This is a genomic window from Cutibacterium sp. 37298 (genome assembly GCF_023838685.1).
Lineage (GTDB): Bacteria > Actinomycetota > Actinomycetes > Propionibacteriales > Propionibacteriaceae > Cutibacterium > Cutibacterium acnes.
This window is the reverse complement of the sequence record NZ_JAJNRJ010000001.1, coordinates 324,206-347,064: the sequence shown is the minus strand read 5'-3', so window position 1 is coordinate 347,064 and position 22,859 is coordinate 324,206. Positions and strand designations below refer to the sequence as shown.

Genomic DNA, 22,859 nt, shown 5'->3' with positions numbered 1-22,859 from the left:
CACTACAGCGTCGTTCCCTCTCCGCCGACAGCATGTTTCCCTCGGCGATCGGGTGAACACTTGACGGGATCGTGGACACTGGAAGTCATGAGTGAGTCGACGAATGGTCCCCAAGAGCCTCGTGAACCTAATTCTTTCCCGCGTGCTAGCGCCGAGGGCGGATATTCCTCGCACTCTGAGGATGCCCGTCAGGGCTGGGCACAGGAGTCATATTGGTCGCACAGTGACGATACCCGGTCTAGTTCGGGAGATTCGCCGACTACCCAACGGCAGCCGTGGGAATCATCTGAACAGCCCACTGCTATTGATCCGAACCTTGGTAACAAAAATGCCGGCTCGCCGCAGCCCTCGTCTCGATCGGGCCGCAAGGGTTTCCGAGGCGAGACTATTGTCCTTGCTGCGCTGCTAGCCGCGGCCGTGGGTGGAGTCTCAGGTGGTCTTGTCGATCGTTCCTTGACAAAAAATGACACTCCTGCCGTGGCCACAAAGTCTGCCGCCCCGAATACCGTTACCAAGGTTGTTCAGGGATCGTCATCTGCTCCGGACTGGACGGCCACTGCCTCCGCCATCTCGAACTCGGTGGTCTCTATCACCGTGACGACCGGCAATGGGGGCGGCGAGGGGTCCGGTGTCGTCGTCGATTCCAACGGCGACATCGTCACCAACAATCACGTCGTCTCTGACGCCGCATCCGGCGGTCAACTGACGGTATCTATGGGCAACAAGACGTATGACGCCAAGGTGGTGGGTAGTGATCCATCAACTGACCTGGCTGTCATCCGGGTAACGAATCCGCCCGAATCCATGAAGCCGATGAGGTTCGCCAATTCCAGCAAGCTGACCGTCGGTGCCCCGGTCATGGCTGTTGGTAACCCGCTAGGACTGTCCGGATCGGTGACGACCGGCATCATTAGCGCTCTTAACCGCCCGGTCACGACCATGAGCCGCGATGACTCAGATGACGTGTTGGGGTCATATGATTCCTCGTCGGGGGTCGTCGTCACCAATGCCATCCAGACCAGCGCCGCGATTAACCCAGGCAATTCCGGGGGTGCGCTGGTCAATGCCAATGGTGAACTCGTCGGCATCAACTCCTCAATCGCCAGTTTGCCGTCGGCGGACCGCTCCCAGTCGGGCAATATCGGCATCGGGTTCGCCATCCCATCGAATTTGGCCAAGTCGGTTGCCGACCAGATCATCCGGACCGGCAAGGTCACTCACGCTTTCCTAGGCATCTCGGTTCGTGACGCGGCTGCAGTTAAGGCTGGTGTCAAGGTTCGGGGTGCCGGAATCGCGACGGTCATTCCGAGTTCGGCTGCCGGCAAGGCCGGTTTGCGCCGAGGCGACGTCATCACCAGGATTGACGACACTGATATCGCCTCGGGGGAGTCTCTAGTAGGTCTTATTCGTTCGTTCAAAGCTGGGCAGAAGGCGAAAATCAGTTATATCCGTGGTTCCCAGGAGGGGACGGTTGACGTGACAATGGGCACGGCGAAGGCTTGATTTTGGCAGTAACACAACCAACTCTCCGCAGCCGATGTGCTGCGGAGAGTTTGAATTTCTACCTGCGCTCTCACATGAGGTCGAGGACCGCTCGGGCAGTGGCGTCATCAACGACGAGGTCAGTTGCAACTCTGGCGCGCAGGGCAGCCAGCAGTCCGACGGCCTTGGCGCGCCCAGCGACGACGCAGAGCCGACGCGGTATGCGCTGTAATTGGAAGGGGGCTAATCCGGTTGCTCTCTTGTTGAACTCGACGTCGTAAGCACCGTCAGCCTTGAGGAAGACGGTGTTGACGTCACCGACGACTCCAGCATGTACCAAATTCGCCTTTTCCTCATCGGTCATGTAACCCGCTGAATAGACGTGGGAGGGGACCGGGCTGTCAAGGGCTCCGACGCTAAAAACAGCAAGATCGAGCTCTCGATGTGCTTTAAGGACGGCCTGAACGGAACGTTCTTGCCACATTGCGGCCTTTGTTGACGCACTGTCGAAGAAGGTTGGGACCGGGAAATGGATAACCTCGCCACCAAATGCAGCAGCCATTCTTGACAGGATCGATCCGACGTAGGGGATTCCCGAACTAGCGGGGTTTGCCGACCCATTCATCTGGACGACGCTGACCCCTTTGACGTCTTTAGGCACTACGTAGTGGGTGACGGCATCAAGGGTTGTGCCCCAGGCGATACCGACGGCGGAATTGTCCTCGACCATATCTGTCACCATCTGTCCCGCGATCCTGGCGACTTGATCGAGGCGGTGGATCTCGGTGGTTCCTGATTTCACGGGCACAACCGTGGTATTTACCCCGAACATCCTCGTCAGGGTGGAATCCAGTCCGCTTCGTAGCCCCGTTGGCTCGGACAAAGTGATGCGCACAACTCCGGACAGACGTGCCTGCTTGAGAAGTCGAGATACGGTCGAGCGAGATGTACCGAGATGGCTGGCGATGGCATCCATTGTCTCGCCCTGCATGTAATACATGGACGCAGCTGTCCATACATCATTGGACAATTCGTTCATGCCTCCCCCCTTGCCATGCACATGAGTGCAGAATCGCGAATCCGTGGGGCCCTTGATGTTTGACTGTGAGCTACGTCCGACCCCGATGGGGGGCGGGACGACGGTCCCCGTTCCTAAATTCTACGGGATCGACTGCCACCGGCGAGTAAACCGGTGTCAACGGATGACACCACGACGAAGGAGTCTTCATGCTTCTCGAAACCGCGGTGCCCGGTGCAACGATCTTCGGGTCGGAGTTCTTGGGCACCTTGATCCTCATTCTCCTGGGTTGTGGCGTCGTCGCCAATAACCTCCTTCCCAAGAGCAAGGGCCACGCTAACGCCCCCGGTTCCCTCCAGATTAACTGGGGATGGGGCTTCGGCGTGATGTTCGGTGTTTACGCCGCTTACAAGACCGGTGGGCATCTGAATCCGGCTGTGACCGTCGGTCTGGCCATCGCCGGCAAGGATCTGGCCCCTGGTATCCCTGCTACGGCTGGCAACATCACGATCTACATCCTCGCCCAGTTCGCCGGTGCCTTTGTCGGTGCGGTGCTGTGCTGGCTGGCGTACAAACAGCACTATGACGAGGATTGCGACCCCGCCCTCAAGCTCGGCACTTTCGCTACCGGTCCTGAGATTCGCAATCCGCTGTGGAATACCATTACTGAGGCCATCGGCACCTGGGTCCTTGTGCTGTGGGTCATCCTCTCCGGCTTCACCCAGGGAGTGAAAATTGGCCCCCTGGCTGTCGGTTTGCTCATTGTCTCCATCGGTGCGTCCCTTGGTGGCCCCACCGGATATGCCATCAACCCGGCCCGTGACCTCTCTCCCCGTATCGCCCACGCCGTTTTGCCGATCAAGGGCAAGGGTGACAGCGATTGGGGATATGCCTGGGTCCCGGTCGTTGGCCCGATGATCGGCGCTGTCCTGGCCGCTCTCACCTACTCCATTTTCTGGTGAGTGGGAATACCTCTCGTGACACACTGATTGCGCGTCAGCCGTAATGTGTCAGACACGTCAATGCAGATAAGAAAGGCAACCAACATGAGCGATGAGAAGTTTGTACTCGCCATTGACGAGGGCACTACTTCCGCCCGTGCCATCATCTTTAACCACGCCGGCCAGATCGTGGCCGTTGGCCAGCAGGAGTTCGAGCAGATCTTCCCGCGTGCTGGATGGGTTGAGCATGACCCGATCGAGATCTGGGAGGCCGTTCGCGACGTCGTTGGGCTCGCCCTGACCAAGGCCAACATCAACCGCCACCAGCTGGCTGCTGCTGGTATCACCAACCAGCGCGAGACCGCAGTGGTGTGGGACAAGAACACCGGTGAGCCGGTTTATAACGCCATCGTGTGGCAGGACACGCGCACTCAAAAGATCTGTAACGAACTAGCTGGTGACAAGGGCGCCGACCGCTACAAGGAGATCTGTGGTCTGGGCCTGTCGACCTATTTCTCTGGCCCGAAGGTCAAATGGATTCTCGACAACGTTGAGGGAGCCCGTGCGAGGGCCGAGGCCGGCGATCTGCTCTTCGGTAACATGGACACTTGGGTGCTGTGGAACCTGACTGGCGGTACTAACGGTGGCGTGCACATCACCGATCCGACCAACGCGTCCCGAACCATGCTCATGGACGTCCGAAAGCTGCAGTGGGACGACTCGATGTGCGAGGTCATGGGAATTCCAAAGTCCATGCTTCCTGAGATCAAGTCCTCCTCCGAGATCTACGGCTATGGTCGCAAGAACGGCCTGCTGATCGATACCCCGATCTCCGGCATTCTTGGCGATCAGCAGGCCGCCACCTTTGGCCAGGCTTGCTTCCAAAAGGGCATGGCGAAGAACACGTACGGCACCGGCTGCTTCATGCTCATGAACACAGGTGAGGAGGCCATCTTCTCCGAGAACGGTCTGCTGACCACCGTCTGCTACAAGATTGGTGACCAGCCCACCGTCTATGCCCTGGAAGGTTCGATCGCCGTCGCTGGATCGCTGGTACAGTGGCTGCGCGACAACCTCAAGATGTTCGAGACCGCCCCGCAAATCGAAGCCCTCGCCAACACCGTCGAGGACAATGGTGGCGCCTACTTTGTGCCGGCCTTCTCTGGCCTGTTCGCGCCGTACTGGCGTCCGGATGCCCGTGGCGCCCTCGTGGGCCTGACTCGCTACGTCAACCGTGGCCACATTGCCCGCGCCGTGCTCGAGTCGACCGCCTTCCAGACTCGCGAGGTTCTTGAGGCTATGAACGCCGATTCCGGTGTGCCGCTGACGGAGCTGCGCGTCGACGGTGGCATGACCGCCAACGAAACCCTCATGCAGTTCCAGGCCGACCAGGTTAATGTGCCGGTGGTTCGCCCCGTGGTCGCCGAGACCACCGCTCTGGGCGCCGCCTACGCCGCTGGCATCGCTGTCGGTTTCTGGGAGGGCGAAAATGACGTCACCGACAACTGGGCCGAGGACAAGCGCTGGGAGCCTAAGATGGACGAGAGTGAGCGCGAGCGTCTGTTCCGCAACTGGAAGAAGGCCGTCACTAAGACCTTCGACTGGGTGGACGACGACGTCAAGGAGTGATCTTGCTCTGATCCTGATGAACCGTTGATAGGTGGTGCCCCGTGCCTTTGAGCGCGGGGCACCACTGCGTTCAGTTCTTTGTATCGTTGCCGGGCACGTGGTTCGCCTCGCTGCATCGATTCGGTTGCCTCATAGATCCCGTTGCGTCACGAGCCGAACATGGCAGCTACCCGTGACGAAAAATGCCGACTCGGGTAGGGGTCGGGAAATCCTGGGCTGGATGTATTCGTGGGGCGGGAATTTTTGTACGGGGCGGCGTGTGGTCAGGGTTGCAGACCAAGTGCATGGGCCGACGCGGCTGTGGCCACGTGGCCGCGTTGGGATGCGTCAGCCGGAGCGGGACGCCTCAAACCTCATGGGGAGCCGATGACTGTAATATCAGCGATCCCGCCCTGAAACCGGGTAGCTGATTTCGCAGGAAGCTCGGTCAGGTACACCAAAAGGTGCCTGGTCTTTGTATTCTTCGACGGTTTCAACGTCACGATCTTCCCAGCCCCCGTCACCGCCGCGACGCGCGTCCACTCCTTGATCGTCTTCATCGGCGGCTGATCCGAGGACACGTCATGCGTCGGCTCCCATAGCGAGATATCCGTACCGGAACCCACCAGCCGTACCATGACCGAGGTGACCTTCGTGATTCGGCCCAAGTCGACGACGAGTCCGACCCCGGGCTTAAGATTCCCGAGCTTCGCCGAGTTGCGATAAACGACGGTGTGCCACGCTGTCGATGGGTTACCGTCGATAGCGAACTTCACCTGGTTATGGTTCTCCTTGGCGTCGCCACCGTCCTCGGAAGGATCAAACTCCTGAGCATGCGTCAGCTTGACAGTTGTCGGATTACTGGACGTTTGTGAGGCGCCGCTGTCGGAGTGGCGCATCCCGACAGCGATGAGACACACAACCATGACCACAGCCGTTACAGCCACGAGGATCGGTGGCCAGCGCCGGTTATGTGGACGGGCTTTCGCGAATACCGGCTCGTCTTCAGCGTCGGTGGACCAGTCCTGAGAGGGTAGCTGAGTGGCGTGAGGGTCGTTACGGCCCGACCATGGTAACGGCCCTGGGTGACGGCCCCATTCGCCGGCAGCAGCTTCCGGAGACCAGTAACCCTCCTCATCAGGACCGTATTCTTCAGCTCGCTCAAGTTCATCGGGGTCCTGCGGTGCCATCGACACCGAGGATTCGTCTGACCACCACGGGTCTTCTTCGGTCCGAGACGTCTGACCTACGGGGAAACGGATGCGGCGCTCCAAGTCAGCGGCGACATCGGCGGATCCTAGGGTCCGCCCTAGAGACTGCGCGATCTCGTTGGCTGTACGCAATGGGACCTCGTCATAGTGAGGAACCCGCGAGAGGATTTGGTCACAAAGGACGTCGAGGGCGGGGGAGACCCCGGCTCGCACCTCACACGGGGTGAGCCAGTCATGAGCATCTGTAGGTGCCGGTGGCAGCCCCCACGACATGGCCGTCGCCGGTTCCACGAAAGGTCGGTGCCCCTGTCCGTTGGGCCATCGAGATACTAGGCAGGCGTAGAGAACGCGACCAATATCCGTCACGTCAGCGACTTCGCGGTCCGGCCAAGAGCGAGAAATATCCCCCGGCCGGGGATGCAATGCGGCCCCAATGAGGAGACCACTGATCTTAAGGTTCCCTGTTGAGGTGACCAGGATGGTCCCGGGGCTGATGCGTTCATGGAAGATCCCCTGGGCGTGTAACGGGGCCATAGCATCAGCGATCTCATGGGCGATCCACGCCGCCTCCAGCGCTGACAGCGGGCCGGTTTCTAGCAGCTCCTCGATCAACTTGCCAGGTGCGTATTCACTGACGACCCACGAGGCTGGTTCTCCCGGCCCGGCGACGACAGCGTCAAGGACCCGTAAAAAGCGCGAATCGGTAGCAACAGCGGCGCGCCTAGCAGCGTCAAGGACAGCAGGGGTGCGACGACCATGTGGGGCCAGGGCGTAGATAAGAACCGGGCGGTGCAGCTTAGTGTCGAAGGCCCGCCATGTAAGCGAAGGCTCCGGACATGAAATCTCTTGGTCGAGACGGTAACGCCCGCCCAGAAAAGACCCCGCGGAGAGGTGAGGAAGTTTGTTTATCTCATAGGAGCCCGAGTCATATGGATCGCGGTAGCGGTCGGCGGGGTCTTCGAAAGACACTGCCACCTCCTACCCGATCGATCCGACTGTGCATCCTCAACGATACCGATCCGGGCCTGGAACTCTGGGATTGTCACGCGGTGAGGTCGCGAGTGTCGGTGTGAGAGCTCCGTGCAGAATCGTCACTTGAGGCTGCTTCCTGATCCTGTTGTGCAGGGGTGGCTGGCGTGCTGTCAGAAATGTCATCAAGCTTCGTTGCAGGTTGCTTAGCATCTCGGGCTGCGGTCTCGGTGCCGCGCTGGGAATTTGCCGTCACTTGTCGGATTCTCAGCACCGTCGCGATGATAAGCACCAATGCCGACACGACGATGATGATCCAGCCCACATCATCCATTTGGGTAGCTTTGACGACGAAAGTTGACTGAGAACCCAGGAGCCGTCCCGACGGAGTCGACAGGTGAGCCTGCATCTCAACGACACCGTTTGAACTCGCTTTCGGAGCAAACTTGATGGTTTGCGTTTCTTTGGGCTGTATCGCAACAACCTGGGTGTCTGGGATGTCAATGCGTTGCGGGTTTTCTGAAGTGACTACGACCTTGACATGAACCGTCTGCGCTAGCGAGTTCGTGATCGTGAGTGGGAATTCGTTACGTGACGACGACATCACAAAATGGGATGCCGAGTGCAGGACCAGACCGTTACCGGCAATGACCTCCGACGCCGGGCGCATAACGTCGGTAGCCCACGCCTCCCGGTCCTTGAGTGACGCCGACAGCGTCCGGCTGACAAATTTCGCCGAGGTCAAAGAAGCCGTCTCCGGCGAGGCCCCGACCAAATCTGACCAGCCGTCAGCATCAACGCCCACGTCGTGCTGGATTTGCCACCACGAATCTTTGAGGATCGTGTTTCCGGCATGACTTTCTGGCAGGTGTAGCACTGGCTTAGCCCCGTTGAGAATTGTCGACAGGTTCTGCAGGTGGAGCCAGCCGATGGGAGCAGTGGCCCGAACGTCGTTCACGGTGGTCACGAGGGTGACAGCAGGGATCGACTCACGAGTCATGAGGAGGGCTTGGGACAGCAGCATTCCGCGTCGCTGAGAATCACTGTTTGATTGGGGATGGCCGCCGGTTCGGACCGTGTTGGCCAACCCGATGATCTTCACCCCAAAGTCCTCACGAACCCCCTTACGAACTGATGCTGCGCAAGTCAGTATGACGGAGGGGGAGAGCTCTTTAGCCAAGGTTTTGAGCGACGAATTGTCCAGTTCAGCGGTGGGATCGATGATAGCTAAGGGCAAATGCGCTGCGGGGTTGGAAGGGTCGACGGCGTGCTTAACCGTCAGTAAAAGACTGGAGCGTCCTTGCCGGGCGGCCCCGATGACGTCAGCATTTCCGTAGGGCAGGCGATATGCCCGGCCTGACGATAAGAGAGGCTCGACGAGATTGAGCCACTCCTTGGCTTGCTCTTGGCCAGTTCCGGCGACAGTGTGTGAGCCCTTGCCAGCTACCAGATAACCCGACGCCATGGCACGAACTTCGTCGATAAGACTCGGATCAACGAGCACGGTGGCATTGCGGGTATGTGCTGCCTCGGCGAGGGGTTTCAACCGGCGGGTGATGTCATCGGATAGGGATTCGTCGGTGAAGGTACCGTCAATGCGTCGCGAGGGTGGGGCGGACAGCACGATAACAGGGGCCAGATTTGCGCTGGTGTGAGCGTCCGAGAGCACCGTGAGTACCCGTGCTCGTCCGACGGTTCTCCGCGGTTGATTTCCCGGGGACGCCTGTACGTGAACCCCGACTGCATAGACAGCATTTGGCGTCGTCAGACCCATCTGAGCGGGTGTACCGGTGACGGTGAACGACCCGGTGTCTCCTGGCTTAAAGGTCTGGTTGGCCTCGGGGTCCGTGATGTTAAAAATTGACGCCTCTTTCGGCTCGCGGAACCAGCGCATCCCCACTGGCACGGTAGCCGGGGAAGCGAGGAGGTCAGAGAGGTCCCGAGTGTCGTTGATCTCGTCCTGGGAACGCCAAAAAGACGCCTGTACCCACGTCATGGACACCGAGGAGGTGTTCGTGACCGTCCCTTTAATCGTGATGGGAGTTTTGGGATCACCCGTCGGCGGCGTGACGGAGGTAATCGCCACCTTGACTAACTCGGAGGCGGTGCGCGCCTGGGCAGGGGATGATCCCGTCACAACGGTCGCCAAAACTATCAACAGGCCTAGTAGCCAGGCGGCTGGGCGAAGGCGGGAAGGAGAAGGCACGTCTGTCATGGTAGTTGGCCGACCTGCTTCAGCTGTGACCATCAGAAAGGTTTAGCGATCCTGCGTGGCCCACCAGGCCAGCAGTGCGTTTTTCGCCTCGTCGAGAGTATGCGGGCCTTCATCCAGGCGAAGGTTGAGCAGGAATTTGTACGCCTTGCCAACCTCTGGTCCCGGCTTGATATCTAAGGTCGCCATAATTTGCTGGCCGTCGAGGTCGGGTCGAATGGCGGCGAGCTCCTCCTTAGCGGTCAAATTGGCGATGCGCGCCTCAAGATCGTCATAGGCGAATTCCAGCCGCTCGGCTTTGCGCCGATTGCGAGTCGTGCAGTCAGATCGGGTGAGGATATGGAGGCGCTCCAGTTGGTCGCCGGCGTCTCGAACATAACGACGAACCGCCGAGTCAGTCCAACCTTGATCACCGTAGCCGTGGAAGCGCAGGTGCAATTCGACGAGCTTGGATACCTCCTTGACGACCTGGCTGGGGTAGATGAGGGCTTTAAGGCGTTTGCGTGCCATCTTCGCCCCGACGATGTCGTGGTGATGGAAGCTCACCTTGCCGCCGGGCTCGAACTTGCGCGTCGAGGGCTTACCGATGTCGTGCAGCAGGGCCGCCAGACGACCCGTGAGGTCCGGATCGTGGCCGCGACGTTTCTCTAGGTCGATCGACTGGTCCAAAACCGTTAAGGAGTGTTCATAGACATCTTTGTGACGGTGGTGCTCGTCGCGCTCGAGACGCAGTGCGGGGAGTTCGGGGAGTACATAGTCGGCAATCCTCGTAGTCACGAGGAGGTCCAGTCCCTCACGGGGGTGGTCAGTGAGGAGAGTCTTGGAGAGCTCATCGCGAACACGCTCGGCTGAGATGATCTCGATGCGAGAGGCCATGTCGGTCATGGCGGCACGTACCTCGTTCGTGACGGTAAAACCCAGCTGAGAGGTGAAACGTGCCGCCCGCATCATCCGGAGAGGATCGTCACTGAAAGACCGCTCCGGAGGGAAGGGGGTGCGCAAAATTCCCGACACGATGTCGGTCAGGCCTGCGTAAGGATCCGAGAAGGTTCGGGTAGCGGCATGAAGGGCCATCGCATTGACAGTGAAGTCGCGGCGAATAAGGTCATCCTCGAGGGTCTCGCCGTAGACGATCTCGGGCTTGCGTGAGTCCGGATGGTAAGCATCCGCGCGGTAGGTCGTGACCTCAACCACCCAATCGTCAATCTGGGCGCCGATCGTTCCGAAAGCTCGGCCGATATCCCAGGTCGCGTGGGTGTGTTGGCGTAGGATCGCCTCAGTGTCATCGGGGCGGGCATCGGTCGTGAAGTCGAGGTCGTGACCCAGTCGGCCCATAAGGGCGTCGCGAACAGATCCACCAACGAGATACAAATCGTGACCAGCCCGTGCGAAGGCCTCACCTAGTTCGGCCACCAGCGGGATCTGCTCGAAGAGCGTATTGATGCGGTGCTCGAGCAACTGCGGCACAGTCATCCCGGATTCGTCGGGGGTAGGACGCAGGACAGTGGGCAGCGTGGTGGTGCTGTTGATGTTTTTTTCAGGCATGGCGGCAAATAGCCTACGCGACATTGGCGTCGAGACTGGTGGGTAGTAGGAACACCACAGGGTTTATTCAGATCGGTCGTGTCGTAAAGGCTGCCGGGGGCCTGATCAGGACAGCTTACGACCGCGCGAGCTCTGGGCAGCGGTACCGCGAGATTTGCCGATGCGTGCCAGGGTACGCACCCGCGACCACTCGCAGAACAGTGAGAACAGCACGATGCACGCCAGCGTTATCCCAGCTGCCCAGCCGGGTAAATGACGGTACGCGGCCACCCACAGCACGAGGGCAAGAACGCTCAGGGACAGGTAGGCGCGATTTACCATGACCCCGAGTTTACGGGTTGTGACGAAAAGTGCCGACATTATGCATGTCGGGGCGAAGGAGTGAGGATACGGGACCCGAGGCGGGAGAAATGGTCATCGAGATAGGGGAGCCGGTTTCGAGCCACGACATGGTGGCGTGCCATGCTGAGACCATGCGTCCCGATCCGAATGCGCCGGTCGTCGTAGCCGTTGACTCGTTTAAAGGCTCACTGAGCTCTGGGAAAGCTTGTCGAGCAGTCCGGCGAGGGTTTTCTGCGGCTGATCCGGATCGTGAGGTCATCACGATCCCGGTTGCTGATGGTGGGGAGGGGACTGTTGAGGCAGTTCTAGCGGCCGGTTGTCATGCTGTCACCGTCAAGTGTCACGGTGCCACAGGAGACCTCGCGGAAGTCGACTACGCAATGCGTGACCGCCATGCTGTCATTGAAATGGCTACCTGTTGTGGTCTAGAGAGGGCCGACCGGGTATCCGGGCCGCCGACACCCCGGCGTGGCCTCGTGGCATCCAGCCGCGGCCTTGGCGAGGTCATCGCAGCCGCCCTGCGTAAAGGGGCGACCGACATCACCGTTGGGGTCGGTGGGTCAGCATCCACTGATGGCGGCGCAGGAATGTTGGAAGCCTTAGGTGTGCGTCTGCTCGACAAAAATCTCGCGCCAATTTCTCCTGGGGCAGCAGGGTTGACGGAACTCACACGCCTCGACCTATCCGGACTCAATCGAAAATTGTCGGGGGTAGAGCTGACAGTTGCGTGTGACGTCACCTCGCCGTTGCTCGGACCGGAAGGTGCGGCTGCCGTGTTTGGTCCTCAGAAGGGCTTGGACCACGAAGGCATCGCGGTTGCTGAGACCGGTCTGACCAGGCTTGCCGACCTGATGGAACCAGCTATCGGCAGTACTTACCGGGGCGATCCGGGATCCGGTGCCGCCGGTGGAGTTGGTTGGGCGCTTCGCTGTCTGGGAGCTAAATACCGCCCGGGGGCAGCTGCAGTGCTCGGATGGGCCAAAGCAGTGTCAAAAATCTCTGGGGCCGGACTTGTTGTCACTGGCGAGGGTCGACTTGACGGGCAAACCTTGCTAGGCAAGCTTCCCGACACGATCCGCAAGATTGCTCTCGACGCAGGAGTGCCGGTATGGGCGGTGTGTGGGAGGTGCGACCTGCCCGAGGAGAAGCGTCGTGTTTTCGAGCGTATCATCTGCTTGTCCGACATTGAGCCTGATGTTGAGGCATCGATGGCCCAAGCTGGGCCGCTGTTGAGTCGGGCGGTGGAGCAGGCGGTGCGGGAGGAGCTCGGTCGCTGACCCGGTGAACCCGCCGGAAAAGCGTCCGACGTCTGCGGCGTCGAAAACTGTCACGTCCTGGGGGGAGAGGCGAGTTCTCTGCCCACGAAAGGTGTGCCACGTGGTATCTGGCGATGGCCGGGGCCGAGGAAACTTGGGATCGTGATGAAAAGGAAGGCCGGACTGTCGATCAGAAAGCCCTGCGGATCCGAGCCGCGTCGAAGGCGTCCTTACACTCGCGGCGTAGGGCGCGCAGAACATTATTATGCTGGTTGGCGATGCATTTCGTCATGACCTGGAAGGTCATCGTGTCGCCGGTGATGTCGCCGACGCCCAGCACCAGCGGCTTGTCGAGTAGGGTTCCTTCAAATTCGACTTCGAGGTTGTCGAGAACCTTACGGATGACGCGGATCACCTGGTTGGGATCTTCCAGAGCGTGCACGTTGATGTCAGTAAACGAGGTCGTCCAGCCCTGAGTGACATTGCCCACCTTGGTGATCTCACCGTTGCGTAGATACCAGGCTGCGCCATTCCAATCCCGGATCCGCGTCACACGTAGGCCGACATCTTCAACGAGCCCCTCCACTTCATTGATTTTCACCGCGTCACCGACGCCGTACTGGTCCTCGAAGATGATGAAAAGTCCCGCCAGGACATCTTTGACGAGCGTCTGTGCGCCAAAGGCTAGCGCCACGCCAACAATTCCGGCGGAGGTGAGGATGGGGGTGATCTTGAAGCCGATGGTACTGAATCCCGAAAGTAGGGCGACGATGATGATGATCGTCACACCGACATTCGAAAGAAGTCCGCCAACGGTTGCGGTGCGCTGATTTTGTCGATCGATCCTCGCGCCGGTCGCCTCTGCGAGGATGCGACGTGTGCGGCCTGGCATCGTCGCTTCGCGTTTCTCGGAGCGCGACACCATGAGATGAATCGTCCAATCAACGCCCTTGCGGAGCAGCCAACGGGCGATGATCGCTACAGCGATGATGATGGCGATGTGGATAAGTGTGTCCCATGTCCACACGTCGGATTTCAGCGGAGGCATGGTCTCCCTTCGCGGTCGGGTACAGGCGGTGGATGTGCTCTCAGTAACACTTCCACCTTCCCACGTCGGGCAAGAAAACCCCCGCCCCGGACACGCCCGAGCCACCAACGTGACAGGATCGATGTATGAGCGACGAAAACGTCTCCCCAGCAGCACGCCTTCCTGACGGTGATGAGCTAGCGGCTGAGCGACCGCTGGACCCACAAGACCTGCCTGAGCATCTGGCCGAGCCAACGCAGATGCCTTCAACCGGCCCTCAGGTTGCTCAGGCCGTAGTCGAGGCGGTCGGTGGTACACCCCGTGCGGATGGCATGGTAGACGCCGCCGAAGAGGTGCGCATCGATGTTCTGGCTTTTGCTGATGCGCCCGCGCCGGGCTGGTCGACCTGGTCGACGGTGAGTCTGCACGCTGAACCCAATGCCGTCGCTCTCGTTGACGGCACCAGCAGCGACATTCGCGCGGAGCTTATGGTGGTTGGCGCTCCCGGTTCTGACGTCATGGGCAAGGTCCTGGGATCGTGCGCCTTCGCGGTGCTCCGTGATCACTGGTCGATGGCTCCCGGGATCGTCTTCGGCGATGTTGTGTCGATGTACGCGCCGAATTCCACTACCCCGCATCTCATGTGGTGCCATCCCTTCACCACCCCCCAGCTAGACCAGGTGGACATTGGCGACATGAAGGTCCACTGGTTACTTGGCGTACCGATCACCGAGGCTGAGCGTCAGTGGCTGGAGGCCAACGGGTTCGACGCTTTTGTCGAACTTCTTGATGCCAAGGCCGTTAACTACACCGACCTGCAACGCCCGTCGGTGGTCTGACGGACCGGTCAGGCCGACTCTCGCCAAACTACTTCGTTGGGTAGTAGGAGGTGGGGTTGGGGGAGCTCCTGGCCGCGAATCTGCGCGATAGCCATGTCGGCCAAGGCAATTCCCGTTGCCCTGGCATCGCTGCGCACCGTCGACAGCGGAGGATCGTTGAGAGCCGCGATTGGTGCATCGTCGAACCCGACGACACCGACGTCCTGCGGGACCCGTCGACCGACCTCGTTGAGGGCTCGGGTTGCTCCCGCCGCCAGCAGATCTGAGGCCGCGACAACACCGTCGAGGTCCGGGTGAAGCTCAAGGAGTTCCTTCATTGCCCGCTTGCCGGCGGTGAGGGTCCATTCATTGACTGTGGTGTGCCCTAAGGCGGCATTTTTCGCACCTTGGTGGAACCCGTCGAGACGCAGCTGGGTGACCGGGGCCCACGATGGCCCTCCGATAGCGACTAATTTTGATCGACCAGTGGCTACGAGTCGCGCGGTGATAGCCCGGGAACCTCCGACGTTGTCGGTGTCAGCTGAAGGGATGTCAAAGCCCGGAAACGGCGTGGATGAGGTGACGAGGGGAGTATTTGTGGCCATAAGACGCGCGATCAGCGGGTCGTCGTTGCTCATCGCTACCAAAATTGCCGCGTCGAAAGATCCCCCGGCAATCAATGACCCGACCCGCTCAGCGGATCGGGAAGAATCGACGAGGGCTAGCAGCATCTGGTACCCGTGCTCAGAGAGGCGAAGATTCGCTCCCGATGCCATCGGCGACAGAGTTGGCTCACTGTAGAAAACGTCGACTTTTTCGCGGGCTACGAGGACCACAGTGTCGGTGGACTGGACTCGTAGCGACCGTGCTGCTCGATTGGGTACATAACCGGTGATAATGATCGCGTCGGCGACAGCTCGTGCGGTTGCGGGGGCAACGTTGGTGTGGCCGTTGAGAACCCGTGACACTGTGGCATGGGAGACACCGGCGACCCGAGCTACCTCGTGCATAGTGGGTCGGCCTGTTTCCGCACTCATCGACAATCCTCCTCATTATTCCGGTCCACCATCGGTGACGCTCGATTGTGCGACCCCACTTGTCGGAGGTGGGCCACGAGTCGTAATGTACACGTGTACACAGCGATTGGTGGATTCTAGGGCGGTATCCAATACACGCCGGTCGGCAGGCTACGGGTCCACTCGTGGCCCATTTACTCAAGGAAGAGGGTTGACATGATCACACGCCGTACTCGTCGGATGGCCTCTGTTGCTGCGATCGTCGCCGGAACACTCGTGCTCGGCGCCTGTGGTAGTTCCTCGGGGGGATCCTGGTCGTCCGGTAAGGCTGCGTCGCAGTCCGCGGCAGCTTCCGGCCCGGTCACCATCAAGTACTTGCACCGTTTGCCCGACGGGGAAGGGATGACGAAGGTCGCTGATATCGTCAAAAAGTGGAACTCGGAGCATCCTGACATCAAGGTTGAAGCCACGAAATTCCCGGGCAAGGCCAATGAGCTCATGCCCAAGCTGGAGGCTGACGTAAAGGCTGGGACTGCCCCCTGTCTGGTCCAGTCGGGATATTCCGAGGTCCCAGACATGTACGTCAAGGGCTTGGTGCAGGACGTCACCAACGAGGCTGAGAAATATAAAGGCCATTTCTCGGGTGCCTGCGGGCAGATGTCTGTTGGCGGCAAGGTCGTTGGTCTGCCCCAAGACACTGGCCCACTGGTGTACGTCTACAATGAGGCCGAGTTTAAGAAGCTTGGCATTGGGGTTCCGAAGACCTCTTCTGAGTTGCTTTCCTCCGCCAAGAAGGCTGCTGCTAAGGGCAAGTACATCCTCGGATTTGAGCCCGATGAAGCCCAGAATTGGCTATCCGCTCAGGCTGCTGCTGCGGGCGCTGTGTGGTACTCCGCCGAAGGCGATAAGTGGAAGGTTGATACCAACGGCGACAAGAGCAAAGTTGTTGCCGATTTCTGGCAGAAAGCCCTCGACGACAAGAGCGCTGTCACTGACGCCCGTTGGAGCGACGCGTACACGAAAGACCTTGTCAGCGGGAAACTCATCGGCAATATCGTTGCTGCTTGGGAGACTGGCTTCATGCTGGACGCCCTCGATAAGACCAGCTACAACGGTCAGTGGCGCATCGTCCAGCTGCCATCTTTCGGCGGATCAGACATGACTGGACCTGACGGCGGCTCCGGTGTCGCCGTCGTCAAGGGCTGCAAGTACCCCGCTCAGGCGATGCAGTTCAACGACTGGTTCAACACTCAAGTCAACGACCTCGCTACCCAAGGTTTGGTCCCCGCCGCTAAGGGGCAGGTGACTACTCCTGAGAAGATGAAGAAGCAGTTTGGTGGCCAAGACGTCATGGCCGAGCTTGCTAAGGCAAATGAGAGGCTCGCCCCGAAGTTCGGGTATATCCCTGGCTTCACTGTCGTGGGCACGAAGATGAACGAGAAAGGTGCTGGTGCCGCTGCCGGCAAGGCTAAGGTCGGTGACATCTTCCAGACTGCGCAAGACACCTCGGTCCAGGCGCTTAAGGACGCTGGACTCCCCGTGAACGGGTGATTTTCACGCAAGGTGGTCGGCTCCGGGTTGGGCGAGGGTAGCGGCGTGCGCAGTCCGGACCGATCATTTTTGCCGATTTGGGGTCTCCTATGGCTCAGGAGGCCCCAAAGCCCACCTCGACTGACAGTTTTGATCTGTCATTGACGCAGTCCGCGGCGATCGCCAAGGTCGCCGAACGGTGCGGGAAGATCCGCACCGTGACAATTCTTCACAGGAGACGGCATGTCCTCATCCACGATGGCTAGTCGCAAGGCCAGACACGAGGCGCTAACTGGCTGGTTATTCGCACTGCCATTCACCATCGTCTTCATCATCGTGTTCGTTGCTCCCATCATTGAGAGCATCCGGGCTGGGTTCCACAAGCAGGTTGCCGAGGGAGGCGGCCTTTATGGCGGAGGCCGGACAGTGGAGAAATTTGTCGGTCTAGAGAACTTCCAGGACGTATGCACGAATCCAGCCTTCTGGCACGGCATCGGTCGCGTCATGCTATTCGGGGTCTTCCAAATCCCGATCATGATCCTTGCTGCACTGTTCCTCGCTCTGGTTATTGACTCGTACTTGGTGCGCCATCTCGGGTTCTGGCGCCTTTCGTACTTCTTGCCCTACGCGATCCCAGGGCTTGTGGCCGCGATTATGTGGACCTACCTCTACGTGCCCGAGATTTCCCCTTTCGCGGGACATTTGAGCTTCAGTCTCTTAAGTTCTCACGTCATCCTCGCATCAATGGCCAATATGACGACGTGGACCTTTACCGGTTACAACATGTTGATCTTCTTAGCTGCCCTACAGGCGATTCCATCGGATCTCTACGAGGCTGCACGTATCGACGGCGCCTCCGGTTGGGAGATCATGACGAAAATTAAGATCCCAATGGTTCGAGGCGCGGCTATGTTGGCAGTCCTACTGTCCATCATTGGTACTGTGCAATTGTTCAACGAGCCGACCGTTTTGGCCACCGTCGCGACTTGGATGCCGCGTGATTACACGCCCATGATGATGGCTTACAACACTATGAACGGAAATATCAGCCCGAGCGGGGCCGGTCCGGCCTCGGCGGTGTCCATCATGATGGCCTTGGTCGCTGGGGTGCTCGCAATGATCTACGCCCTGGTCCAGAGGAAGGCGGACTGACATGGCGCACGGCAAGACCGCCGTCACCAAGGATGGCATCCCTTACCGCCCCTCATTGGATGGTCTCCCTCCTCGATCGATTGCCCCCTCCAAGGCGGCCCGGACAATCACATTGGTGATCTTGGCCGTTGTAGCTTGCTACTTTTTGCTGCCTATCATCTGGCTGGTCATCGCGTCTACCAAGAACAACACCGATCTGGTGAGCACTTCTGGGTTCGCCTTCGGCGAGTTCAACTGGGCCGCCAACTGGCATTCTCTCATGGCCTGGACCAAGGGGATGTTTCCGAGGTGGGTGCTCAACTCATTGCTGTACTCAACGGTGTCAGGAGTCGTTGGGACGCTTATCTCTGTCTCCTGTGGATATGCGATATCTAAATTCCGGTTCCCGGGGCGCCGAGTGTTGCTCGTCGTCATCATGATTGGCCTGCTCATGCCGGTGGCGTTGCTTACCGTTCCGTTGTACTTGCTGTTTATCAAGATGCACCTGGTCAACACCATGTGGGCAATGATCATCCCATCGATGGTCAGCCCGTTTGGGGTGTTCCTCGGCAATGTCTACGCCGATTCGTCGGTGCCAACGGAGCTCCTCGAAGCCGCCCGTATTGACGGGGCGGGAGAGCTCCGGATCTTCTCCACTATGGTGCTGCGTCTGCTGGCTCCGGCCATGGTGACGATCTTTCTGTTCATTTTCGTTGCGACGTGGAACAATTTCTTGCTACCGCTGATGATGATCACTGATGAGAATTTGCAGCCGGTGACTCAGGGACTGTACGGCATGATGGCCTATTTCGCTCCGGACAAGGGCGCTGTGATGCTCGCTTCCGTCATCGGAGTGGTCCCGTTGGTGATTTTGTTCCTCGTCCTCCAGCGTTACTGGCAGTCCGGACTTGCTGCTGGAGCTGTCAAGGGGTGATGTCCCACACGTCAGGTGTGCATGGACTCACGCTACGTAGGTGTTTGTCGGGGCGGGTTTCCCCATTCTCGGTGGCCGTGCTCGGTGTGCAATTCCGACGGAACATCGTGCCCCCGAAACGGTCCGTGTCCCGAGTTTTCCTCCTCTCCGTGCACAAAAACGTCGGGCCGGTCACTGTCAATGCAGTGCCCGGCCCGACGTGTCGTCGTGGCGATGGAAATCATTCGGCGGCGCTGGGACGAGTCATGTCGGCGGGGACGACCCACTTATCGAAATCCTCCTCGCTCATGCCGCCGACCGTCAGAGCGGACTCCCGCAGGCTGATGCCCTTATGGTGAGCGTTCTTAGCGATCTTCGAAGCCAGGTCGTAACCGATGTGACGGTTGAGGGCCGTGACCTGCATGAGGTTCTTGTCGAGGTTCTCCTTGATTTTGTCGGGGTTTGGCTCGATGCCGTAGGCGCAATGCTTATCGAAGCTGATGCACGAATCGGCGATAAGGCGGATCGACTCCAGGCAGGCATGGGCCATGACGGGCTTGAACACGTTGAGCTGGAAGTTGCCTTGAGAACCGGCAAAGCCGACTGTCGCGTCGTTACCGAACACGCGGGTGGCGACCATCGTCATGGCCTCGCACTGGGTCGGATTGACTTTGCCAGGCATGATCGAAGAGCCGGGCTCGTTTTCGGGGATCAGGAGTTCGCCGATACCGTTGCGGGGGCCGGAAGCGTACCAGCGGACGTCATTGGCAATCTTCATGAGGGCGTCGGCGAGGACACGCAGCGACCCCGAAACTTGCACTAGGGCGTCGTGGGCGCTTAGCGCGGCGAAAAGGTTGTCGGCCTGCTTGAACTCAATGCCAGTCTCCTCGGTCGCGTGCTTAGCGACGGTCGGGCCGAAATTAGGGTGGGCGTTGAGGCCGGTGCCGACGGCGGTGCCGCCGATGGCTAGTTCACGGGCGCGTGAATCGGCATAGCGGATGCCGTCGAGGGCGAAATCGATTTGGGCGACCCAGCCACTAATGACCTGGCCGAGACGGATCGGCGTTGCGTCCTGCAGGTGGGTGCGGCCGACCATCACGACGTCGTCGTACTTTTTGGCCTTCTCGTCGAGAGTGTCGCGAAGCTGCTGGACGGCGGGGTAGAGGCGCTCAGTGAGGGCACACACGACGGCGATATGCATGGCCGTCGGGAAGGTGTCGTTGGAGGATTGGCCACGATTGACGTGGTCGTTGGGGTGGACGGGCTTCTTCGACCCGCGTTCGCCACCGGCCAACTCAATCGCACGGTTGCTGATGACCTCGTTGGTGTTCATGTTGGACTGGGTGCCCGAACCGGTCTGGAAGACCACCAGCGGGAACTCGTCATCGAGTTTTCCGGCGATGACCTCGTCGGCGGCCTGGACGATGAGGTCGGCAACGTCGCCCGGCAACTCACCCAGTTCCTTGTTGGCTAGTGCCGCGGACTTCTTGAGAGTTCCGAGAGCACGGATCATATCTCGGCCCCAAACGAAGGTGTCACGGCCGATCTCGAAGTTGTGGAGGGAACGCTGTGTCTGGGCTCCCCAGTAATGCTCGGCGGGTACTTCGACCTCGCCCATGCTGTCTTTCTCAATGCGCATCTCTGCCATGTCGCAAGCCTACTTTGCACGGGGATGTCACAGGTGGCGGGGTGGTGGGATTTTTGGTCAGGGAGGTCGCGGACACATAGGGGGAGGGTGCGGCCAGGGATTCGGTCTATGAGGCTGTGAGCTTGGGCTTGCGAGATGCGGGCGGCGCCTTAAGGAACCTGTGGACAACTCCAATAGTTTCCGCGGTAGTTATCCACAGATGTCGAATTGGGTGACGAAAATACCCGGCTTCAAACGACAACTGAAGATATGGAGTTAGTTGACATTCTGGAGGCCAACGGTGGTGTGGCCAAAATCAGTTCAGTGGGACGAGTCGCTCGGCAGGCGCGGCGGGCAGCACGGGAAGGCTACGTTATTAGACCTCTGCCTAGAATCGTCATGACTGCTATGGCCGCTAGGCACCCAGAGGCGTGGATGCGAGCCGTTAGGTTGTGGCGCCCGAGCGCGATCTTCACTGGCAGAGCTGCTTTGTACCTGGCGGGGATGAGAGACCTCAAGATGACCGAGATTGACGTCATCGTCCCACATTCGATGCCCCGGTGCTCGCGTCGGCCATGGCTAAGGTTCCATCGCGCTGGGAGCGAGCCCGTCATTGAGGACCGGTACGGTGTGCGTACTATCTGTGCCTACACGTGCTTTTGGTTGGCGTTGCGTGGGGACTGGGAGGCCGCCACGGAATGCCTTCGGAAAGGCTACGTGGCTACCGAAGACCTTCGCGGAGTTCGCCCTAAGGTGGCAAGGAAGGCTCCATCCAGCGTTGTCAGAAGAGTGTTGCGGCAGTTGTTAGACCGTCCATGGTCTGTCGCTGAACGGGAGATTCATGCGTTGTTCCGCCGCCACCGGATCAGTGGATGGAAGGCAAACGAGAGGTTGTGGATTGACGGGAACGTCATCTTCCCGGACCTCTGGTTTAAGAAGGAGAACGTGGTCGTCGAGGTCGATAGCTACGCCTTTCACGGGAGGCCGGCAGATTACGAGGCGACGGCTAGGCGCCACGCGCTGTTGGTTGGAGCTGGATTGCGCGTCATTCGGGTCACGCCGAATATGATTCGGGATAATCCGGAGCTGGTACTCGACACCGTCAGGTCAGCGCTCTGGGGCCGCCATAGGGGTGTGGTTGCAGCGGCATGAAGCGGCAAGTCGGGTCTGTGGCCAGGTGCATGCCGCTTGTGTTGGGGTCCGTCTTTTTGTCGGATCCGGGCGTTGCACGATTGCGAAAAATGTCAGCACGCTGGGGTTTGGGGCTGGATCATGCCCGGTCCGCCGGAGGCCAGACATATTTTGCTGTTCTTCTCGACGGGACCGCGAATGAGTGGGTTCTCCGATTACCGCCGTGCTAATTCAGTCATTGTTGCGCGAAGAGGGAAGACGTGGATAGGCACGAACCGTTGTATTCGGGGACCTCGTGCAGGCTTGTCGTAGCTGATTCACGGGTCATGGAAATAGCTGCCGATCCGCCTCGGTTGTCGTCGAATCGGCTGCCGCGGACGATTTTTGCCGGGGCAGCGGTTGAGGCGGCTTTCTGAGTGACAACAGGAGCCGGGGCTGTGGTTTTTATCGGTGGGGCGGGTGCCGGAACACGGGAGGCAGGCTTGGTCGCCGGCTCGATTTCAGGCCGAGAGATCTCAGGCCGGAGGGATTCGGGGTCGTGAAAACTCACGGAATCCGGAGGCTGATGGGAGGGGCGCGGTGCATAAGCATGATGCTGCGAAGACCCTAGTTCCGGGGATGGGTGATGTTGCTGAGGTTGCGCGGGTTCAATGTGCTTACCGGGCTCATCAACGTTGCTGGGCAACGCATCGGTCAGAGCAGCGAAGGAGCCACCGAACAGGCCCTTGTCCGGAGAGGCGGAGAAGCTGTCGGCCCTGTTTGCTGATGATCGAGGTCTACGTTCAATGACCTTCTTGTCGTCTGTGGGGTTGGCGTTCAGGTTCCCCAGGTTTTGCTTGTCCGAGGTGGACTCGTGGTGCTCGCCGTTTTTGACTCGTTTGGCCTGGGCCTTCTGCCTTTGAACGACCCACATGATGATCGTCATGACCAGCACCAAGCTGAGGAGCGCACCCAAGGCGCTATGCCGTATAACGACGATGAGGGCGAAGAAGAAGAGGATTGCCCAGGTGTGCGTGCTAGCTTGCGATTTCTTGCCTGAGGTGCCGTTACTACCGGTGACCATGTCGCTAGGATATGTGATT

Annotated in this window: 19 protein-coding genes; 10 read left to right on the top strand and 9 right to left on the bottom strand. The window is 59.6% G+C overall.

Annotated features, from left to right (window positions below):
• The first annotated feature begins 87 nt into the window (after window positions 1–87).
• On the top strand, window positions 88–1,503 hold the full coding sequence (locus tag LRP59_RS01680) for a S1C family serine protease (protein WP_002512655.1): 1,416 nt from the start codon (window positions 88–90) through the stop codon (window positions 1,501–1,503).
• Window positions 1,504–1,573: 70 nt separating this feature from the next.
• Here the strand turns inward: LRP59_RS01680 and LRP59_RS01675 are convergent, their stop codons facing one another.
• Complete coding sequence (locus LRP59_RS01675; RefSeq protein ID WP_002517417.1) at window positions 1,574–2,521, bottom strand: sugar-binding transcriptional regulator; 948 nt, start codon at window positions 2,519–2,521, stop codon at window positions 1,574–1,576.
• Between the two features lie 188 nt (window positions 2,522–2,709).
• Between LRP59_RS01675 and LRP59_RS01670 the strand changes: the two genes are divergently transcribed.
• Window positions 2,710–3,462, top strand: coding sequence for an MIP/aquaporin family protein (locus LRP59_RS01670; RefSeq protein WP_002512653.1), 753 nt, complete (start codon window positions 2,710–2,712; stop codon window positions 3,460–3,462).
• A gap of 60 nt (window positions 3,463–3,522) precedes the next feature.
• The gene (gene glpK, locus LRP59_RS01665; protein WP_002512652.1) at window positions 3,523–5,070 is read left to right on the top strand and encodes a glycerol kinase GlpK; all 1,548 of its coding nucleotides are present in this window, start codon (window positions 3,523–3,525) and stop codon (window positions 5,068–5,070) included.
• A gap of 353 nt (window positions 5,071–5,423) precedes the next feature.
• Here glpK and LRP59_RS01660 read toward each other — a convergent pair whose 3' ends face one another.
• Together LRP59_RS01660 and LRP59_RS01655 are read right to left on the bottom strand one after the other, a co-directional pair.
• The gene (locus tag LRP59_RS01660) at window positions 5,424–7,169 is read right to left on the bottom strand and encodes a protein kinase family protein (protein ID WP_148378530.1); all 1,746 of its coding nucleotides are present in this window, start codon (window positions 7,167–7,169) and stop codon (window positions 5,424–5,426) included.
• 133 nt (window positions 7,170–7,302) lie between these two features.
• Window positions 7,303–9,225: a DUF6049 family protein gene (locus LRP59_RS01655; RefSeq protein ID WP_002533182.1), complete on the bottom strand. Its 1,923-nt coding sequence runs from the start codon at window positions 9,223–9,225 to the stop codon at window positions 7,303–7,305.
• Here LRP59_RS01655 and LRP59_RS01650 point away from each other — a divergent pair.
• Entirely contained in the window at window positions 9,224–9,490 is a 267-nt protein-coding gene (locus LRP59_RS01650; RefSeq protein ID WP_002520866.1) for a hypothetical protein, read from the top strand. The genes LRP59_RS01655 and LRP59_RS01650 overlap by 2 nt on opposite strands.
• Here the strand turns inward: LRP59_RS01650 and LRP59_RS01645 are convergent.
• Together LRP59_RS01645 and LRP59_RS01640 are read right to left on the bottom strand one after the other, a co-directional pair.
• Complete coding sequence (locus LRP59_RS01645) at window positions 9,487–11,010, bottom strand: CCA tRNA nucleotidyltransferase (protein WP_002531519.1); 1,524 nt, start codon at window positions 11,008–11,010, stop codon at window positions 9,487–9,489. The genes LRP59_RS01650 and LRP59_RS01645 overlap by 4 nt on opposite strands.
• Window positions 11,011–11,091: 81 nt before the next feature.
• A complete protein-coding gene (locus LRP59_RS01640; RefSeq protein WP_002512648.1) occupies window positions 11,092–11,346 on the bottom strand; it encodes a hypothetical protein in 255 nt (84 codons plus the stop codon).
• 5 nt (window positions 11,347–11,351) lie between these two features.
• On the opposite strand from LRP59_RS01640, the gene LRP59_RS01635 reads away from it, so the two are divergent.
• Complete coding sequence (locus LRP59_RS01635; protein ID WP_002533181.1) at window positions 11,352–12,605, top strand: glycerate kinase; 1,254 nt, start codon at window positions 11,352–11,354, stop codon at window positions 12,603–12,605.
• A gap of 169 nt (window positions 12,606–12,774) precedes the next feature.
• Here the strand turns inward: LRP59_RS01635 and LRP59_RS01630 are convergent, their stop codons facing one another.
• Window positions 12,775–13,632 carry a mechanosensitive ion channel family protein gene (locus tag LRP59_RS01630; protein ID WP_002512646.1) on the bottom strand — a complete coding sequence of 286 codons (858 nt, stop codon included), beginning with the start codon at window positions 13,630–13,632 and terminating at the stop codon, window positions 12,775–12,777.
• A 125-nt stretch (window positions 13,633–13,757) separates the two neighbouring features.
• On the opposite strand from LRP59_RS01630, the gene LRP59_RS01625 reads away from it, so the two are divergent.
• On the top strand, window positions 13,758–14,450 hold the full coding sequence (locus LRP59_RS01625; protein ID WP_002512645.1) for a suppressor of fused domain protein: 693 nt from the start codon (window positions 13,758–13,760) through the stop codon (window positions 14,448–14,450).
• A gap of 8 nt (window positions 14,451–14,458) precedes the next feature.
• On the opposite strand, the gene LRP59_RS01620 is transcribed toward LRP59_RS01625, so the two are convergent.
• Complete coding sequence (locus LRP59_RS01620; RefSeq protein ID WP_002520862.1) at window positions 14,459–15,439, bottom strand: LacI family DNA-binding transcriptional regulator; 981 nt, start codon at window positions 15,437–15,439, stop codon at window positions 14,459–14,461.
• Between the two features lie 246 nt (window positions 15,440–15,685).
• Here LRP59_RS01620 and LRP59_RS01615 point away from each other — a divergent pair, with 246 nt between their 5' ends.
• From LRP59_RS01615 to LRP59_RS01605, 3 genes are all read left to right on the top strand, one after another.
• Window positions 15,686–16,996, top strand: a complete 1,311-nt coding sequence (locus LRP59_RS01615) for an ABC transporter substrate-binding protein (protein ID WP_002520861.1) — start codon at window positions 15,686–15,688, stop codon at window positions 16,994–16,996.
• Between the two features lie 237 nt (window positions 16,997–17,233).
• Window positions 17,234–18,127, top strand: coding sequence for a carbohydrate ABC transporter permease (locus LRP59_RS01610; protein ID WP_002520859.1), 894 nt, complete (start codon window positions 17,234–17,236; stop codon window positions 18,125–18,127).
• 1 nt (window position 18,128) lies between these two features.
• Window positions 18,129–19,040 (top strand): carbohydrate ABC transporter permease, encoded by a 912-nt coding sequence (locus LRP59_RS01605; RefSeq protein WP_002512641.1) that lies wholly within the window; start codon window positions 18,129–18,131, stop codon window positions 19,038–19,040.
• A 220-nt stretch (window positions 19,041–19,260) separates the two neighbouring features.
• Here the strand turns inward: LRP59_RS01605 and fumC are convergent, their stop codons facing one another.
• On the bottom strand, window positions 19,261–20,667 hold the full coding sequence (fumC, locus tag LRP59_RS01600; protein ID WP_002512640.1) for a class II fumarate hydratase: 1,407 nt from the start codon (window positions 20,665–20,667) through the stop codon (window positions 19,261–19,263).
• A gap of 249 nt (window positions 20,668–20,916) precedes the next feature.
• Between fumC and LRP59_RS01595 the strand changes: the two genes are divergently transcribed.
• A complete protein-coding gene (locus LRP59_RS01595) occupies window positions 20,917–21,798 on the top strand; it encodes an endonuclease domain-containing protein (RefSeq protein ID WP_002512639.1) in 882 nt (293 codons plus the stop codon).
• Between the two features lie 214 nt (window positions 21,799–22,012).
• On the opposite strand, the gene LRP59_RS01590 is transcribed toward LRP59_RS01595, so the two are convergent.
• Window positions 22,013–22,840, bottom strand: coding sequence for a hypothetical protein (locus tag LRP59_RS01590; RefSeq protein WP_002512638.1), 828 nt, complete (start codon window positions 22,838–22,840; stop codon window positions 22,013–22,015).
• Window positions 22,841–22,859: the final 19 nt, after the last annotated feature.

Excerpts from the sequence above, each read along its gene's own strand:
- LRP59_RS01670 (WP_002512653.1), top strand. The coding sequence starts at position 2,710 with ATGCTTCTCGAAACCGCGGTGCCCGGTGCAACGATCTTCGGGTCGGAG.
- LRP59_RS01590 (WP_002512638.1), bottom strand. The coding sequence starts at position 22,840 with ATGGTCACCGGTAGTAACGGCACCTCAGGCAAGAAATCGCAAGCTAGC.
- LRP59_RS01680 (WP_002512655.1), top strand. The coding sequence starts at position 88 with ATGAGTGAGTCGACGAATGGTCCCCAAGAGCCTCGTGAACCTAATTCT.
- LRP59_RS01640 (WP_002512648.1), bottom strand. The coding sequence starts at position 11,346 with ATGTCGGCACTTTTCGTCACAACCCGTAAACTCGGGGTCATGGTAAAT.
- LRP59_RS01635 (WP_002533181.1), top strand. The coding sequence starts at position 11,352 with ATGTCGGGGCGAAGGAGTGAGGATACGGGACCCGAGGCGGGAGAAATG.
- LRP59_RS01650 (WP_002520866.1), top strand. The coding sequence starts at position 9,224 with ATGGACACCGAGGAGGTGTTCGTGACCGTCCCTTTAATCGTGATGGGA.
- LRP59_RS01630 (WP_002512646.1), bottom strand. The coding sequence starts at position 13,632 with ATGCCTCCGCTGAAATCCGACGTGTGGACATGGGACACACTTATCCAC.
- LRP59_RS01625 (WP_002512645.1), top strand. The coding sequence starts at position 13,758 with ATGAGCGACGAAAACGTCTCCCCAGCAGCACGCCTTCCTGACGGTGAT.
- LRP59_RS01645 (WP_002531519.1), bottom strand. The coding sequence starts at position 11,010 with ATGTCGCGTAGGCTATTTGCCGCCATGCCTGAAAAAAACATCAACAGC.
- fumC (WP_002512640.1), bottom strand. The coding sequence starts at position 20,667 with ATGGCAGAGATGCGCATTGAGAAAGACAGCATGGGCGAGGTCGAAGTA.
- LRP59_RS01620 (WP_002520862.1), bottom strand. The coding sequence starts at position 15,439 with ATGCACGAGGTAGCTCGGGTCGCCGGTGTCTCCCATGCCACAGTGTCA.
- LRP59_RS01655 (WP_002533182.1), bottom strand. The coding sequence starts at position 9,225 with ATGACGTGGGTACAGGCGTCTTTTTGGCGTTCCCAGGACGAGATCAAC.
- LRP59_RS01675 (WP_002517417.1), bottom strand. The coding sequence starts at position 2,521 with ATGAACGAATTGTCCAATGATGTATGGACAGCTGCGTCCATGTATTAC.
- LRP59_RS01615 (WP_002520861.1), top strand. The coding sequence starts at position 15,686 with ATGGCCTCTGTTGCTGCGATCGTCGCCGGAACACTCGTGCTCGGCGCC.
- LRP59_RS01610 (WP_002520859.1), top strand. The coding sequence starts at position 17,234 with ATGGCTAGTCGCAAGGCCAGACACGAGGCGCTAACTGGCTGGTTATTC.
- glpK (WP_002512652.1), top strand. The coding sequence starts at position 3,523 with ATGCAGATAAGAAAGGCAACCAACATGAGCGATGAGAAGTTTGTACTC.
- LRP59_RS01605 (WP_002512641.1), top strand. The coding sequence starts at position 18,129 with ATGGCGCACGGCAAGACCGCCGTCACCAAGGATGGCATCCCTTACCGC.
- LRP59_RS01595 (WP_002512639.1), top strand. The coding sequence starts at position 20,917 with ATGGAGTTAGTTGACATTCTGGAGGCCAACGGTGGTGTGGCCAAAATC.